At 65.6% G+C, this 15,398-nt stretch carries 11 protein-coding genes; 2 read left to right on the top strand and 9 right to left on the bottom strand.

Annotated elements, in window-relative coordinates:
- Position 1: 1 nt before the first annotated feature.
- The 6 genes from EQZ23_RS01520 to EQZ23_RS01495 form a co-directional block, all read right to left on the bottom strand.
- On the bottom strand, positions 2-1,666 hold the full coding sequence (locus tag EQZ23_RS01520; RefSeq protein WP_128452716.1) for an FAD-dependent oxidoreductase: 1,665 nt from the start codon (positions 1,664-1,666) through the stop codon (positions 2-4).
- Positions 1,663-3,045, bottom strand: coding sequence for an FAD-containing oxidoreductase (locus tag EQZ23_RS01515; protein WP_206364175.1), 1,383 nt, complete (start codon positions 3,043-3,045; stop codon positions 1,663-1,665). Before EQZ23_RS01515 ends, EQZ23_RS01520 begins: the two co-directional genes overlap by 4 nt.
- Entirely contained in the window at positions 3,042-3,521 is a 480-nt protein-coding gene (locus tag EQZ23_RS01510; protein WP_128452714.1) for a DUF4126 domain-containing protein, read from the bottom strand. Before EQZ23_RS01510 ends, EQZ23_RS01515 begins: the two co-directional genes overlap by 4 nt.
- A 129-nt stretch (positions 3,522-3,650) precedes the next feature.
- Positions 3,651-4,169 (bottom strand): RidA family protein, encoded by a 519-nt coding sequence (locus EQZ23_RS01505; RefSeq protein WP_128452713.1) that lies wholly within the window; start codon positions 4,167-4,169, stop codon positions 3,651-3,653.
- A 54-nt stretch (positions 4,170-4,223) separates the two neighbouring features.
- The gene (locus EQZ23_RS01500; protein ID WP_128452712.1) at positions 4,224-6,746 is read right to left on the bottom strand and encodes a TonB-dependent receptor; all 2,523 of its coding nucleotides are present in this window, start codon (positions 6,744-6,746) and stop codon (positions 4,224-4,226) included.
- A 258-nt stretch (positions 6,747-7,004) separates the two neighbouring features.
- Positions 7,005-8,546: a flavin monoamine oxidase family protein gene (locus EQZ23_RS01495; RefSeq protein WP_164913356.1), complete on the bottom strand. Its 1,542-nt coding sequence runs from the start codon at positions 8,544-8,546 to the stop codon at positions 7,005-7,007.
- Positions 8,547-9,002: 456 nt separating this feature from the next.
- On the opposite strand from EQZ23_RS01495, the gene htpG reads away from it, so the two are divergent.
- The gene (htpG, locus tag EQZ23_RS01490) at positions 9,003-10,937 is read left to right on the top strand and encodes a molecular chaperone HtpG (RefSeq protein WP_128452710.1); all 1,935 of its coding nucleotides are present in this window, start codon (positions 9,003-9,005) and stop codon (positions 10,935-10,937) included.
- A 78-nt stretch (positions 10,938-11,015) separates the two neighbouring features.
- Entirely contained in the window at positions 11,016-13,247 is a 2,232-nt protein-coding gene (locus EQZ23_RS01485; RefSeq protein ID WP_128452709.1) for a glycoside hydrolase family 3 N-terminal domain-containing protein, read from the top strand.
- A gap of 35 nt (positions 13,248-13,282) precedes the next feature.
- Here EQZ23_RS01485 and EQZ23_RS01480 read toward each other — a convergent pair whose 3' ends face one another.
- From EQZ23_RS01480 to modA, 3 genes are read right to left on the bottom strand one after another with little or no spacing between them, the layout of a single operon-like run.
- Positions 13,283-13,882: an ATP-binding cassette domain-containing protein gene (locus EQZ23_RS01480; protein ID WP_128452708.1), complete on the bottom strand. Its 600-nt coding sequence runs from the start codon at positions 13,880-13,882 to the stop codon at positions 13,283-13,285.
- The gene (gene modB, locus EQZ23_RS01475; RefSeq protein WP_128452707.1) at positions 13,872-14,561 is read right to left on the bottom strand and encodes a molybdate ABC transporter permease subunit; all 690 of its coding nucleotides are present in this window, start codon (positions 14,559-14,561) and stop codon (positions 13,872-13,874) included. The genes EQZ23_RS01480 and modB overlap by 11 nt, the downstream gene beginning before the upstream one ends.
- A complete protein-coding gene (gene modA, locus EQZ23_RS01470) occupies positions 14,562-15,314 on the bottom strand; it encodes a molybdate ABC transporter substrate-binding protein (protein WP_128452706.1) in 753 nt (250 codons plus the stop codon). It lies immediately after the preceding gene.
- Between the last annotated feature and the right edge of the window lie 84 nt (positions 15,315-15,398).

Raw genomic sequence — 15,398 nt, 5'->3', positions numbered from 1 at the left:
CTCATGACACCCTCCCTTCGGCCACGTCGGCAAGCGCGACATGGACCTGCGCGACCACCGCCGCGCCCTCGCCGACCGCGGCCGCGACGCGCTTGGTCGAGCCCGCGCGTACGTCGCCGATCGCGAACACGCGCGAGCGGCTCGTCTGCAACGCCAGTGCCGCCGTGCCGGTGACGATGAACCCCTTGTCGTCCGTATCGACGCAGCCTTGCAGCCAGCCGGCGTTGGGATCGGCGCCGATGAACAGGAACAAATGCCGCATCGCGCAGCGGCTGGTCGAGCCATTGGCCTGGCGGACCATCGCTCCCGTCAGTCCGATTGCCCGATCGCCTTCCAAACCGACGACTTCGGTGCCGACATGCAACGTCACATTGGGCAGCGCCGCGATCCGGTCGATCAGGTATTTCGACATCGTCGCCGCCAGTGGCCGACGAACGATCAGGTGAAGGTGTTTCACGCGGGGGGCGAGGAAGACCACGGCCTGCCCGGCCGAGTTGCCGCCGCCGACCAGCGCGACCTCCTCGCCCTCGCACAGCCGCGCCTCGATCGGTGACGCCCAATAGGACACCCCTGCGCCTTCGAACATCGCCAGGTCGGGGATGTCGGGGCGGCGATAGCGCGCACCCGACGCGACGATCACCGTCCGCGACCGGACGCGCCTGTCACCGGGCAGGGCCAGCACCAGCGGATCGTCCGCAGGCCGTGCCTCGTCACAATCGAGCCGCGCGACCTCCAGCGGCACTGCGATCTCCGCGCCGAATTTCAGCGCCTGGTTGAACGCGCGTCCGGCCAGTGCCTGCCCGGAAATACCGGTGGGAAACCCCAGATAATTCTCGATCCGTGTAGACGCGCCCGCCTGTCCGCCGATCGCGCGTTCGTCGAGCACGACGACCGACAGCCCCTCGGACGCCGCATAGACCGCCGCCGCCAGCCCCGCCGGCCCTGCCCCGACGATCGCGACGTCGTACACGGTGGCCGGATCGAGATCGGGCGTGATCCCCAGGCACGCCGCGACCTCGACGTCCGTCGGCCGCTTGAGCACCGTTCCGTTCGGACAGACCACCAGCGGTAGATCGCCACGCACCACGCCGATCCGGTCGACCAGCGCGCGTCCTTCCTCGTCCGACGCGGCGTCGAGCACGATGTTGGGATAGCCCGACCGCGTGAGGAACCCCTGCAACCGGACGATGTCCGGGCTGCCCGGTACGCCAACGATCACGGTGCCACCGCTGCCCTGCTCGATCAGCCCGACGCGGCGAAGGATCAACGCGCGCATCACGCTCTCGCCGACGTCGGCGGAGCCGACCATCAACGCGCGGAGATGTGCCGGATCAAACGGCAGCGCGGTGCAGCCATCGGGGCCGGCGAGTCCCCCGGCGATCGATGGGCGTCCAGCGAGCTGATTGACCTCGCCGGTAAGTTGCCCTGCACCATGCGTGGTGATCGGTGTCTCGTGACTGAGCCCGTCGCGGCGGGTGACCTTGATCGATCCCGCGAGCACCAGCCAGGCCGGCACACCCTGTTCACCGATCGCGTAGATCTGCTCGTCGGGCGCAAAGCTTCGTGCCGGACCGCTCGCGAACCGCTTTGCCGTCTCGATCTGCTCGGCGTCCAGCACCGGAAACATCTGATGCTCGCGCGACGCGACGCTGTCGTGCTGGGTCATCGCGGCACCACCGGTTCGAGGCCGAGCAACAGCGTCGGGATCAGTTCGGACACGGTCGGATGGATCGGCACCGCCCAGCGCAGCGCCGACACCGGCTGGTCCGCGTTCATCATGTCGAGAATGCCGTGGATCGCTTCGTCGCCGCCCGTGCCGAGGATCGCCGCGCCCAGAATCCGCTGCGTCTCCGCATCCGCGACGATCTTCATGAAACCCTTGGTCTCACCCTTCTCGATCGCGCGGCCGACGCGCGACATCGGCCGCGTCGAGACGAGGACGCGGCGCCCGGTCTGCTCCGCCTGCGCCTGCGTCATCCCGACCCGGCCGAGCGGGGGATCGATATAGAGCGCATAGCCGACCAGCCGCTGGCTCAGCGTCCGATCGTCACCGTCCAGCAGGTTCGCGGCGACGATCTCGAAGTCGTTATACGCGGTATGCGTGAACGCGCCGCGTCCGTTGCAATCGCCCAGCGCCCATATGCCCGGCACGTTGGTCTGGAGCAGGTCGTCGACGATGACATACCCCTTCGCATCGGTTGCGATCCCGGCGCGATCGAGCCCGAGATCGTCGGTATTGGGCCGCCGACCGACCGCGAGCAGGACGTGACTGCCGACCACCACTGGCTCGCCCGCATGGCAATCGACCGATACCGCGACGCCCGCGTCGTGCGCTGCGAAGGCGATGCAGTTCGCATCGGTCCGCACCGTTACGCCCTCGTCCTCCAGGATCCCGCGCACCGCATCGGAGACGTCGGCATCCTCGTGCCCGATCAGCCGCTCGCCGCGCTCGACAACCGTTACCGCCGCGCCGAACCGGCGATACATCTGCGCGAATTCCAGCCCGATATAGCTTCCGCCGACGACGACGAGATGCTCGGGCACCGCCTCCAGCGCGACCATGTCGGTGTTGTCGAGGTGCGGCACGTCGCCAATGCCGGGCATGTCGGGGACGCTCGCCCGCCCGCCGACGTTGAGGAAGATGCGCGGTGCGGTGAGCTCCTCGCCATCGACCGCGATCGTCCCCGGGCCGGTAAACCGCGCATGGCCGCGCAGCAGCGTGAGACCCGCCATCCCCTCCAGCCACGTCTCGTTCCCGGTTCGCGCGTCCATGACGACCTTTCGCGCACGCGCCGCCACCGCCGGCATGTCGATCGCGACGTCACCGGTCCGTACGCCGAACTCCGCAGCCCGGCGCGCCAGATGCGCGGCGTATGCGCTGGCGACGAGCGTCTTGGTCGGCATGCAGCCGGTATTGACGCAGGTGCCGCCGACCAGCTTGCGCTCGATCAGTGCGACGGTCATTCCGGCTGCAGTCAGCCGCCCGGCGAGCGGCGGCCCGGCCTGTCCTGCGCCGACGATGATCGCATCGAACTGGCGCATCAGAACGACGACACCACCAGCACCGCCCCGAGGATCGCGATCGCATCCTCGATGAGCGCTGCCGGACGGTCGTTACCGAACGCCGCCGCCATCCGCGCGCGCGCCGCGGCACCGCCATAGGTTCCGATCACCGCGCCGACGACGCCGAACACCAGCCCGAGCAGGGGCGCGGCGACGCCGTAGCCGATCGCGGCACCCGACAGCCCCCCGGTGACGATGCGCGCAGCGAATTGCGGCGGTACCTTGCGGCTGGGGGTCGACGACAGTTGATCGGTGACGAGTTCGGCGACGGCCAGCACCGCGAAGACCCACGGCGTGAACCGCCACCCGAGGAACGCGAGCCATGTTCCCTGCAGCGGCAACCCGCCCCGGCTTGCGGCGAAGGCGACTGCGGCGGGCGCCATCATCGCACGCAACCCCGCGACGATCCCGATGACCAGTGCGAGGATGAGTCCGTGGACGAGCGGTGGAACGAGCATGGCAGTCTTCCGATCCGTTACGATCATGAACGTCCCACGGGCCGCCATCGACGTCAAATCGTTACGCGCCCGATATGGGCGCGAACCGCCATACCCGATGTTAAATAACGCTCGCCCCGTTCCCGCGCGTTATTTCGCTGCGGTCGCCTCGATCTCGACCAGGAACGCCGGTCCCGCCAGCGCCGCCACCTGCACGGTCGAACGCGCGACCGTGTTCGGATTTTCCGCCGTGCCGAAAAACATCTTGAACGCGTCGTTCATGCCCGCAAAGTCCATCTTGCCGCCGAGTTTCGGATCGCCCGCCACGAAGATCGTCAGCTTGATGATGTCGCTCATCGCATAGCCCTGCGCCGCGAGGATCGTCTTGATCTTGGTGAACACGCTGATCGTCTGCGTCTTGGTGTCACCGAAATCGGCGATCGTCAGCTGTGCCGGCGGCGTCTTGCTGGCCGGGTTGATCGGCGCGGCGAGCTGGCCGCTCAGGTATAGCATCTCTGCGCCCGCCGGGACGGTGACACCCTGGAGGATCAGCCCGGGGGGGGTGTTGGCATGGCGGACGATCGCGGTTTCAGGCGTTTGCGCACTCGCGGCGGATGCGCCGGCCAAGGCTGTGAAGAGAGCGAGCGATGCAATGATGGTCTTCGACATGGATATCCTCTCGTGGAGACCGGGCGCCGGATTGGTCCGACGCCCGGCAGATGATCAGAAGCTGACGTTCATGCGCGCATAATAATAGCCGCCGTTGATCCCGTATGGGCTGAACGTCAGCGGTGCGTCGAGTTGGTTGCCGCCGCCGACCAGCGTGTTGTTGGTCGTACCCGGCACCAGTCCGAGCGTCGGTGGGCGTTTGTTGAAGACGTTGTTCGCACCGATCGACAGCTCGAGATCGTCGGTCGCCTTGAAGTTCAGTTCGACGTCGCCGATGAATGCGGTGCCGATCTTCTGCGTATAGAAGGTCCCGCCGTCCGGGCTGTATTTGGACGAACTCTTTCCGTAGACGGTGCCGCGCAGCGTCATCGAGAATTTGTCGATCGAGTAGAAGGTCGATCCGATGACCTTCACGCGCGGCGATGCGGTTTCGATATTGGCGCGCGCGCCGGCGTCGAACAGCGAGATGTTGCCCAGGGCTGCGGGCGCAGTGGCGAGCTTGGTGATCTTGGTCTTGTTGTAATTGCCCGACAGCGTCCAGGTCGCCTTGCCGTAATCGCCGAAATCGCTGGCGTAGCTCGCGACGAGGTCGATGCCGCGCGTCCGGGTATCGGCGCCGTTGGTGAAGATGTTGATGCCGGTCTGGCTGACGGTCGGATCGAGGACGTTGCCATTGGCGAGGATCGCCGCCGTGACGATCGGGAAATTGCTCGCCCCGCCCTGCCCGAAGATCGAGCCCGTGCCGAGGATGCGATCCTCGATCTTCACCTGATAGGCATCGATCGTGATCGTCAGCCGCGGAACCGGCCGGATGACCGTGCCGAGGCTGTAGTTGGTCGACTTTTCAGGCTTCAGATTGTCGAACCCGATCAGTTTCGCCGCGGCGGAATTGGCCGGCAACTGCACGAAGGCCGCGGTCGGCGAGACGTTGGTCGCCGAATAGAACGACTCCGCCAGCGTCGGTGCGCGGAAGCCGGTCGAGAACGTGCCACGCAATGCAAACGCATCCGAGAAATCGTAGCGCGTCGTGCCCTTGTAGATGAACTTGCTGCCGAAATCGGAATAATGCTCGTATCGCCCGGCGACGTCGACCTTCAGTCCGTCGACCGGCATCAGCGCGATATCGACATAGCCCGCCTGGGACTCGCGCCCGTTGACGCCCGCATCCGAAGGCCGGAACCCGGGATAGGATTGTCCGCCCTCCTTGTAGATCGAGGCGGCATCGCCCGAGCCGATCTCGTACACGTTCTTGCGATATTCGCCGCCGAACGCGAGGTTGATCGGGGCGGCCATCCCCGCCTCGATCTCATGCGTGAAGTCGGCGTTGGCGGTGAATTCGCTCGATTTGAAGAACCCGTTGTAAAACGTCGTCGGGGTGAAGCCGGTATCCGCGTAGAGCGAGGCGTTGGCGGAATTGACCGTGTAGATTTCGTTCTTGTCCTGACCGAACGTCGTCGACAGGTCGTAGTGAAAGCCGCTGGCGTCGCCGCGCAGGCCGCCGGTAAACGCCATGTCCTCCTCGCGGATCTTTTCGCGCGGCGAGAAGCCGTTGACCGGGCTGTCGCCGTCGGGATCGAAATAGGTCGTCACGCCGGCGACGGTGCGCGAGACGCGGGTCGGGACGCGGACGTTCTCGTACGCGCTGGCCACGCGGCGCGAATAGGTGCCGAAGCTATAGGCCTCGACCCCGCCGAAATCATAGGCGGAGTTATATTGGAGGTTGATCAGCCGCGACTGTGCATCGCCGCTGATCTTGTTGACGTAGGGGAAATCCGACATGCCCGGATAGAGCTGTTGCTGGATTGGGCTGATCGACGGGTTTGTCGTGCTGCTGAGCAGGTTTCCGTTGATGTCGGTAACGCGGCGATCGAGCCCGCCGACCTGCGTGAAGTCGTGATAGCGATAGAAGCCGGTGACGTTGATGAAGCCCGCGTCGCCGATCTTGGTCGCGAGGTGCAGCGTGCCCGCATAGGTGCGGCCGCCGGTGTCGTAATTCTCGCCGGCGGTGACGTAACCATCGCCACCCTCCTTGTCGTCTTTGAGGATGATGTTGATGACGCCGGCGATCGCGTCCGAACCATATTGCGCGGCCGCACCATCCTCCAGCACTTCGATGCGCTTGATCGAGGAGGGCGAGATCAGGTCGAGATCGGCGGTTGCCGCACCCTGGTACGGGCCGCCGAGGACGGCGAGGTTCGAGGTGCCATGCCGTCGCTTGCCGTTGATCAGCACCAGTGCGTGGTTCGGGCTGAGTCCGCGCAATCGCGCCGACAGCGTGAGGTTGGCGGTATCGCCACCGAATGCCTGCGCGGTGAACGACGGTACGAGTTGTGTCAGGACCTGGTTCAGGTTCGGCTGGCCGACATGACTCATCAGGTCGGCATCGAGCACCTTGATCGGTGCGGCGCTTTCGGCGGCGGTGATCCCGGTGGCGCGCGTGCCGGTGACGATGATGTCGTCGCCCGGCGCGCTGGCCTGGGCGGCGACTTCGACCGCCTGGGCATGTGCGGCGGCGATCGAAAGGCTGGCAAGGGCAACGGCAAGTGCACCACGTGAAATGCTGGTAACGGTCTTCATAAGGACTCCCCCCTTATTGATGATCGCCCTTCACGCATCTCTCCCAAACGCACGATGATCTAAGTCATCATTACGTGTTCGACCATTCCCGCAATCCATGATTGCGAACTATTGTCTCCAGTATTGTTGTTGATCGATTTTCAGAGGATTGCGATGAATTGGAAGATATGCAACCGATTCGACCTCAATCTGAAACCATATCGTCGCAATTCCCGATATCGTTACTTTAAAGCAACGACGATAGTCTGTTTTTTCCGGTCATGCCGTATGGCTTCGACGCTCGATACTCGCCTGCGCCGCCACACGCCGAGCCAACGCCATCACCTGACCCTGCGCGGACTGGATGCCACCCTCCTGCCAGCCCGGAGTCTGGCTGAGCGCGGCGGAAGCGAAATAGACGCGACCGTCGGGCTTTTGCAGCAGCCGGAACTCGGGCGTGTCGATATGCCCTTCCTGCCGGCCGTTCGCGCTGCCCGCGTTCCAGTCGGGCCAGGGCCCCAGGCTGTACGGGATCTTGTGCCAGTTCACCGCCAGCCCATTGACGAGATCGGCGCCGTGCCCCGGATGCAGCCGGTCGATGACTCCGCGCGAGAACGCGATCTGCTCGGCGATCGGTCGCTTCGCGAACGCGGCGGCGGTCGGCCCCGACGAATAGCAGCCGAGCAACATCCCGCGCTCCGAATGCAATCCGGCCGAGGGATACCAGATCAGCGTGGTCGGGCCGCCGACGAACGAGATGCCGCCGTAGATCTGCTCGCGTTCCCAGAACCGCGGGCTCTCGAACGCCACCTTGTTCGAGTGATCGTACACGACGCCGGCGATCGTCTTCTTCAGCGCAGGCGAGAAATCGGTGTCGATCGCTGCGAGCACCGGGAACGGGATGGTGCAGATGATGTAATCCGCCTTCACCGTGTCGACCACCTCGCTCGCCTTGTCACGGTACACCACCTCGACGCCGCGCGGCGTGTGGCGGATCTTCGTTACCTCTGCGCCGCGGATCGCAGGACGGCGCAGGTTGCGATCGAAACCCGCATGGATCCGGTCCATCCCGCCGACCGGCTCGAACATCGTCGCCTGCATGTACAGATTGTCTTCGAACAGCGTCATCGGCAGCCGTTCGTTGGCGAGCAACTGGTCGAGCGCCACCGCGCTGCCCGCCGACGAGAAGGTCACGCCCGCACCCGGCGCGGTTCCGAACCCCGATCGCTCGGTGCCGGCGAAACTGTAATCGGTGCCGAGATCGCCGTACGCCTTGAGGAACGGCATCAGTTTCTGCTTGTCCGCAGGCGTCACCGCCTGGTCGAGCGCGCCTTGGTTGAGCGCCTTGGCCAAGAGTTCGGCGATATGCCCGCGCATGTCGTTGATCGCAGTCCGCATCCGGATCTTGCTGCCGTTCTCGCCCATCACATAGGCCGACCGGCTCGAATTGACCTCGACTTCCAAGGGCACGTCGAACTTCTTCGCGTATCCGATCAATCCCTGGTGGAAACTCGGGATCCGCGCCGGTCCTGCGTTGAAATAGATGCCATCGGAAAATTTGGCGGTCTGCGTAGCTTCGCCGATCATCTCGATCTTGTCACCGTCGCGCACCGTCCAGGCGCGCCCGCCGACCCGGTCCCGCGCCTCGAGCACGGTCACCTGGAACCCTGCCTGTTCAAGTTCGTAGGCGGCAGTCAGTCCGGCGATCCCCGCACCCAGCACGACGACATGGGTTCCCCTGCCGAGCGTCGGCGTCAGCGTCGCGAGCGCTTCGGCATGCGACGTTCCGATCAATCCCCCCGTCAACCCGAGTGCCTGCATGGCCCCGAGAGTTGCGCCGAGTCCGCCGACGAGACCCAGTCTTCCAAGAATAGTCCGGCGCGTAATTGCTGTACCGCGTGTAATCATCGAGGCCCCCGAATGCAGCAAACCTCCCCAAAGGTTTACCGAACGTCAGAAACACCGCCGGGTCGAACCCGTCAGCGGCCTCGCAGGATCATCACCCCCTAGTCAGTCACGATGGACGCAGGTTAAGGTTCGGAAAAGAACGGAAAGTTCCTTTCAGCGCGATAACTCGACACGTTGCATCTTTTGACTGGCTGATTCGGATTGAACATTGCTTCGACCTGTAACGCAAATGAAATCTTCGTTGACAGAGGGCCGATCCCGATGGGCCGTCCAACGATACCGCGTGCAAAAGCACCAGACCCTTGAATTTCCACTGACCTCCGGCCAACTCTCGCCGCAGTCGTTTCAGCGAGAGACCAGCTACATCTTATGACCATCGAAACCACGCCCACCGCCGAGGCCCCCGCCGCCGACACTTCTGCTCCTGCGACCCACGCATTCGAGGCGGACGTCGCGCGGCTGCTGCACATGATGGTGCACTCGGTCTATTCGGATAAGACCGTGTTCCTTCGCGAACTGATCTCGAATGCGGCCGATGCGTGCGAAAAGCTGCGGTATGAGGCGTTGAGCGCGCCCGAACTGCTCGGTGACGAATCCCGCACGCAGATTGCGATCACGCTCGATCCCGACGCCAAGACGCTGACGATCGAGGACAATGGCATCGGCATGACCGCCGACGACATGGGCGAGGCGCTCGGTACGATTGCGCGCTCGGGCACCAAGGCCTTCATGGACCGCATCGCCGCCTCCAGCGGAAGCGCCAATACGGGCAGCGAGGGGGCACAGCTGATCGGCCAGTTCGGCGTTGGCTTCTATTCGGCGTTCATGGTCGCTGAAAAGGTCGACGTCGTCTCGCGCCGCGCCGGCGCGGACACGGCATCGGTGTGGTCGTCGGATGGCCTCGGCACCTATAGGATCGCGCCCGTCGATACCGCGGAAGCACCGTCGCGCGGTACCCGCGTCGTGCTGCATCTGCTCGAAGACGCGACGTCCTTCACCGACCGCTTTACCGTCGAGCGGCTGGTCAAGGACCAGTCGGGTCACGTTCCCGTCCCGATCACCCTGCGCGAAAGGCCCGACGCGGAGCCGGTCGACATCGCCGACGGCGCCGCGCTCTGGACCAAGCCCAAGTCCGAGATCAGCACCGAGGATTATGCCGATTTCTACCGCGGCGTGTCGGGTCAGTTCGACGAGCCCGCGCTGACGCTCCACTACCGCGCGGAGGGGCTGCACGAATATTCCGTGCTCGCCTATGTGCCGGGCGCCAAGCCGTTCGACCTGTTCGATCCCGACCGCAACGGCCGGATGAAGCTGTACGTGAAGCGCGTCTTCATCACCGACGATGCCGAAGTCCTGCCGCGCTATCTCCGGTTCATGCGCGGTCTGGTGGACTCGTCCGACCTGCCGCTCAACGTCTCGCGCGAAATGATCCAGGAAAGCCCGATGCTCGCCGCGATCCGCAAGGGCGTGACCGGCCGCGTACTGGCCGAACTCGACAAGCTCGCGACGCGCGATGCCGATGCATACGCCAAGATCTGGGAGAATTTCGGCGCGGTCCTGAAGGAGGGGCTGTACGAGGATTTCGAACGCCGCGAGGCGCTGCTGAAGCTCGCCCGCTTCAAGACCACGACGTCGGGCGGCGCCTGGCGTTCGGTCGCGGACTATGTCGCCGCGATGAAGGAGAACCAGACCGCGATCTATTACGCCGTCGGCACCGATCTCGACCGGCTCGAGGCGTCGCCGCAGCTCGAGGGATTCCGCGCGCGGGGCATCGAAGTGCTGCTGCTGCCGGACCCGGTCGACGGGTTCTGGGTAACGGCGGGCATCGACCACGATGGCAAGCCGTTCAAGTCCGTCACCCAGGGTGCGGCCGATCTGAGCCTGATCCCGCTGGTCGACGGCGCGGAAGCCCCGACGACCGTCGCCACGCCGGAAGTCACGGACTTCATCGCGTTCGTGAAGGCGACGCTCGCCGACGCCGTGTCGGAGGTCCGCGCGTCAGAGCGTCTGACCGACAGCGCGGTCTGCCTGGTTGCGGCGGACAGCGGCATGGACCGCCAGCTCGAACGGATCCTCGCGGCTAGCGGGCAGGCCATGCCAGCCGCCAAGCCCGTGCTGGAGATCAACCCGCGCGCGCCGTTGATCGCCAAGTTGGCCGCGCTCGGCGACGACGAGACGGCGTTGCGCGAGGACGCCGCGCACCTGCTGTTCGACGAAGCGCAGATTGCCGATGGCGAGCGGCCGCTCGATGCCCGCGCCTTCTCCGCCCGCCTTTCGCGGCTGTTCACGCGCGCGCTCGGGTAAGCGGTGCGACCACGGTTCCGCGGATTTGCGGAACCGTGGTCCAGCGACTAACCCGCTCCAAAGACTCAGGAGCAGGATATGTCGCCCATTCTAGATCGCCGCCAGATGTTGACCGGCGGCGCTGCCATCGCCGGGCTGTCGCTGGGCTCGACCGCCGCGTTCGCGCAGAGCGACCGGATCGAGAGCCTGATCGCCAAGATGACGCCGGCTGAAAAAGCCGGCCAGCTCAGCTGCTTCTCCGACCAGATCCGGCCGATCGGCGTGCCCTTCAACCCTGGCCTCGCCACCGGCGGTGCAGCCGAACAGATCGCGCGGATCAAGACAGGGCAGATCGGCATGCTGTTCAACGGCGTCGGCTATGCGGGCGCCAAGGCTGCGCAGGATGCGGCGATGGCCACCCGGCTCAAGATCCCGCTGATCTTCGCGGGCGACGTTATCCACGGTCTGCGTACGGCCTATCCGCTGCCGATCGCCGAGGCTTGCGCGTTCGATCCCGATCTTGCGCTGCGTACCGCGCGCGCCGCTGCCTTGGAAACCACCGCGCTCGGTATCCACTGGACGTTCGCGCCGATGGTCGATGTCGCCCGCGATCAACGCTGGGGCCGCGTCGCCGAGGGATCGGGCGAGGATCCCTATCTCGGTATACAGCTGGCGGTAGCCCGTGTCCGTGGTTTCCAGGGCGACAATCTCCGCGACCCGACGCGCATGGCGGCGTGTGCCAAGCACTTCGCAGCCTATGGCGCGGTTTCCGGCGGTCAGGACTACAACTTCACCGAGATTTCCCCCGCCACGCTGCACGAAGTGCATCTCGCGCCGTTCAAGGCCGCGGTCGATGCGGGCGTCGCGACATTGATGAGCGCGTTCAACGACATCGACGGCGTTCCTTCCAGCGGGAATCACTGGCTGATGACCGATCTCCTGCGCGGCGAATGGCGGTTCCGCGGGATGGTCGTCGGCGACTACACCGCGGACGAGGAACTGATCGCGCATGGCTATGCCAAGGACGGCCGCGATGCCGCGAAGAAGGCGTTCATGGCGGGCATGGACATGGCCATGCAGTCGAACCTGTTCAATCTGTGGCTCCCCGACCTCGTCGAAAAAGGCGAGGTCCCGCTCGCGCGTCTCGACGAAGGCGTCCGCCGCGTGCTGCATCTGAAGGATGCGATAGGACTGTTCGACAACCCCTATCGCTCGGTCAGCCAGAAGGCGGAGCGCACCAGCGTCTCGACGCCCGCGATGTTGAAGCTCAGCCGCGAGGCTGGGGCACGCTCGATCGTACTGCTAAAGAACGAAGGCAACCTGTTGCCGTTGAAGAAGAACCCCGGCCGGATCGCGCTGATCGGGCCGTTCGCGGAGGATCGCAAGAACGTCGTTGGCACCTGGGCGTTCATGGCCGACGAGGCGCTCAACGTCTCGGTCGCGCAAGGTCTTCGCGCGCGGGGGCTGACCGTCACGACGGCGCAGGGATCGGAGATCGAAGCTCCCCTGCCGGGCGGGATCGCCGCAGCCGTCGCTGCTGCACGAGGCGCGGACATCGTCCTGCTCGCAGTCGGGGAATCGCAGCTCATGTCGGGCGAGGCGCAGTCGCGTACCGAGATCACCATTCCTGCGCCGCAGATGGCGCTCGCCGAAGCCGTCGCCGCCACCGGCAAGCCCGTGATCGTGCTGCTCCGGCACGGCCGCGCGCTCGCGCTCCACGGTGCCGTGAAGAACGCGCCCGCCATCGTCGCGACCTGGTTTCTCGGTTCGGAGAGCGGCAACGCGATCGCCGACGTGCTGTTCGGCGACGTCAATCCGTCCGCCAAGCTGTCCGCCAGCTTCCCCAACGAAAGCGGCCAGGAACCCTATTTCTACAACCACAAGAACAGCGGTCGCCCGGCGCCGGATACGGGCAGCCAGGAGTATAAATCGCGCTACCGCGAAACGAAGAACGAAGCGCTCTATCCGTTCGGTCACGGCCTGAGTTACACCAGCTTCACGGTTTCCAACGTCGTCGTGCCGGCGCGCATGACCGACACGCTCACCGTCACGGCCACCGTCACCAACACCGGTGCGCGAGCGGGGGATGAGGTGGTGCAGCTCTACATCCATGACCAGGTCGCCAGCCGCACTCGCCCGGTTCGCGAACTGAAGGGGTTCGCGCGGGTCTCGCTGGCGCCGGGCGCGTCCAAACGCGTGACGCTGACCTTGAAGCGAGAGGATTTGCGGTTCTGGGGCGACGGCGATTGGGTCGTAGAGCCGGGGATGTTCGATCTCTGGGTCGCGACCAGTTCGATCGACGGTGAGAAACAAAGCTTCGAACTCGTCTGAACCCTGTAGTCGCAAGCCCCCGCGGGGACGCACCGCTACATCCGCACGACCCGCGTCCCGATCCGCTCGGCTTCCTCCGGGTCGTGCGTGACCATCAGGATCGGCAGCTTGAGCACGTCGCGGACATGCTCGATCGCCAGCATGATCTCCTCTCGGCGGGCGCGATCGAGCGACGACAGCGGCTCGTCCAGCAACAGGAAGCGCGGCTGGCTGAGCAGCGCCCGGCCGATCGCCACCCGCTGCGCTTCGCCGCCCGAAAGCGTGCGCGGCCAGCGATCGAGCAGATGGCCGACGCCGAGGAAGCCGAGGATGTCCTCGAACCGCGCGATCTCGCCGCGCGCACCGTAGAGCAGGTTCGCGCGGACGCGCATGTGGGGAAACAGGCGCGCCTCCTGAAAGACGTAGCCGGCACGGCGGCGCTCGGGCGGCACGTCGATGCCGTCGCCGAATAGCGTCTCTCCGTCGATCGCGATCCGCCCGCGGTCGGGCCGCAACAGCCCGGCAACCATGTTGAGCACGCTCGACTTGCCGACCCCCGACGGACCGAACAACACCGTGGCGCCCTCGCCCGCCTCCAGCGTCAGCGATACCTGCGCATCGCCGAGCCGCTTCTGGATATCGATCTCAAAGGACATGAAGCCCCCGTCCCGCTCGCCGCGTCAGCAGTTCGGACACGATCAGAGCAACGAGCGACAAGCCCACGGATATGCAGGATAGTCGCCACACGAGTGCATCCGCACCCGGTTGCTGCAACGCGGAGTAGATCGCCAGCGGCAAGGTCTGGGTTTCGCCCGGGACGTTGGACACGAAGGTGATCGTCGCGCCGAACTCGCCGATCGATCGCGCAAAGCCGAGCACCGCGCCCGCCAAAACGCCGGGCATGCTCAGCGGCACGGTCAGCGTCCAGAATACGCGCCACGGACCCGCGCCCAGCGTCCGCGCGGCGTTCTCAAGCCGCCGGTCGACTGCCTCGATCGAAATCCGCATCGCCCGCACCATCAGCGGCAATGCCATCACCCCTGCCGCGATCGCCGCGCCGGTCCAGCGGAACAGCACGGTGATCCCGAACCAATCCTGCAACCACCCGCCGATCGGGCCATTGGGCCCGAACGCCAGCAGCAGCAACCACCCGGTCACGACCGGTGGCACCACCAGCGGAAGATGGATCGCGGCATCGACGATCACCTTGCCCGGAAACCGGACACGCGCGAGCAGCCAGGCCAGCGCGAACGCGACCGGCAAGGTTACCAGCATCGCCACGCCGCCGACCTTCAGCGACAGCGCGACGATCCCCCATGCGGCCGCGTCGAGCATCTAGCGCGCGGAGAATCCGTAGCGCACGAAGATCGCCTTGCCTGCGCGCGAGACGAGGAAGCGCCGGAACGCCTCGGCCTCGGGGTTGGTCGATGCCTTCAGCCGCGCGACCGGATACGTGATCGCGGGATGCGTGTTCTCAGAAAAAACGCCTGCGATCCGAACCTTGGCCGACGCCTTTGCATCGGTTGCGTAGACGATCCCCAGCGGCGCCGCGCCGCGCTCGATCAACGCCAGCGTCGCGCGGACATTTTCCGCCCGCACGACCTTCGGCGAAACCTGCGTCCAGACGCCTAGCTTCTCCAACGCCGCCTGCCCGTATTTCCCTGCCGGAACCGCGGTATCGGCCATCGCCAGCGGCCCGGCGGTCAGCACCCGGACGAGCGCGGCGGGCGGGCGGACCGGGATCCGGACCGTGCTGCCTGCCGGCGCCGCGACGACGAGCCGGTTGCCGAGGAACGTGACGCGGGTCGTGCCGACGATCAGGTTCTTCTTCGCCAGTGCGTTCATCCAGTCCTCGTCGGCCGACACGAACAGGTCCGCAGGCGCACCGGCCTCTACCTGTCGCGCGAGTGCCGATGATGCCGCGAACGAAATCGTCGGCTTCGCATGGCCCTGTTTGGCCCAAGCATCGGCGGCGGCGGTCATCGACTCCTGCAAGGACGCCGCGGCCAGCACCAGCGGTGGACGCTGCGCCTGTGCGCCCCCCGGCAAGGCCAGCGGCACGATGAGCGCACACGTAAGATACCGCATTTTCTCACCTCTCGGAGCCAGATCGAGCGGATATATAGCGGCTCACCATAACGCTATAGAAAACCGAAGATGCCGCGTTCTGCC

The organism is Sphingomonas sp. UV9 (assembly GCF_004101245.1).
Taxonomy (GTDB): Bacteria; Pseudomonadota; Alphaproteobacteria; order Sphingomonadales; family Sphingomonadaceae; genus Sphingomonas.
The sequence above is the reverse complement of the archived record's forward strand: the minus strand, read 5'-3'. Positions and strand labels throughout refer to the sequence as shown.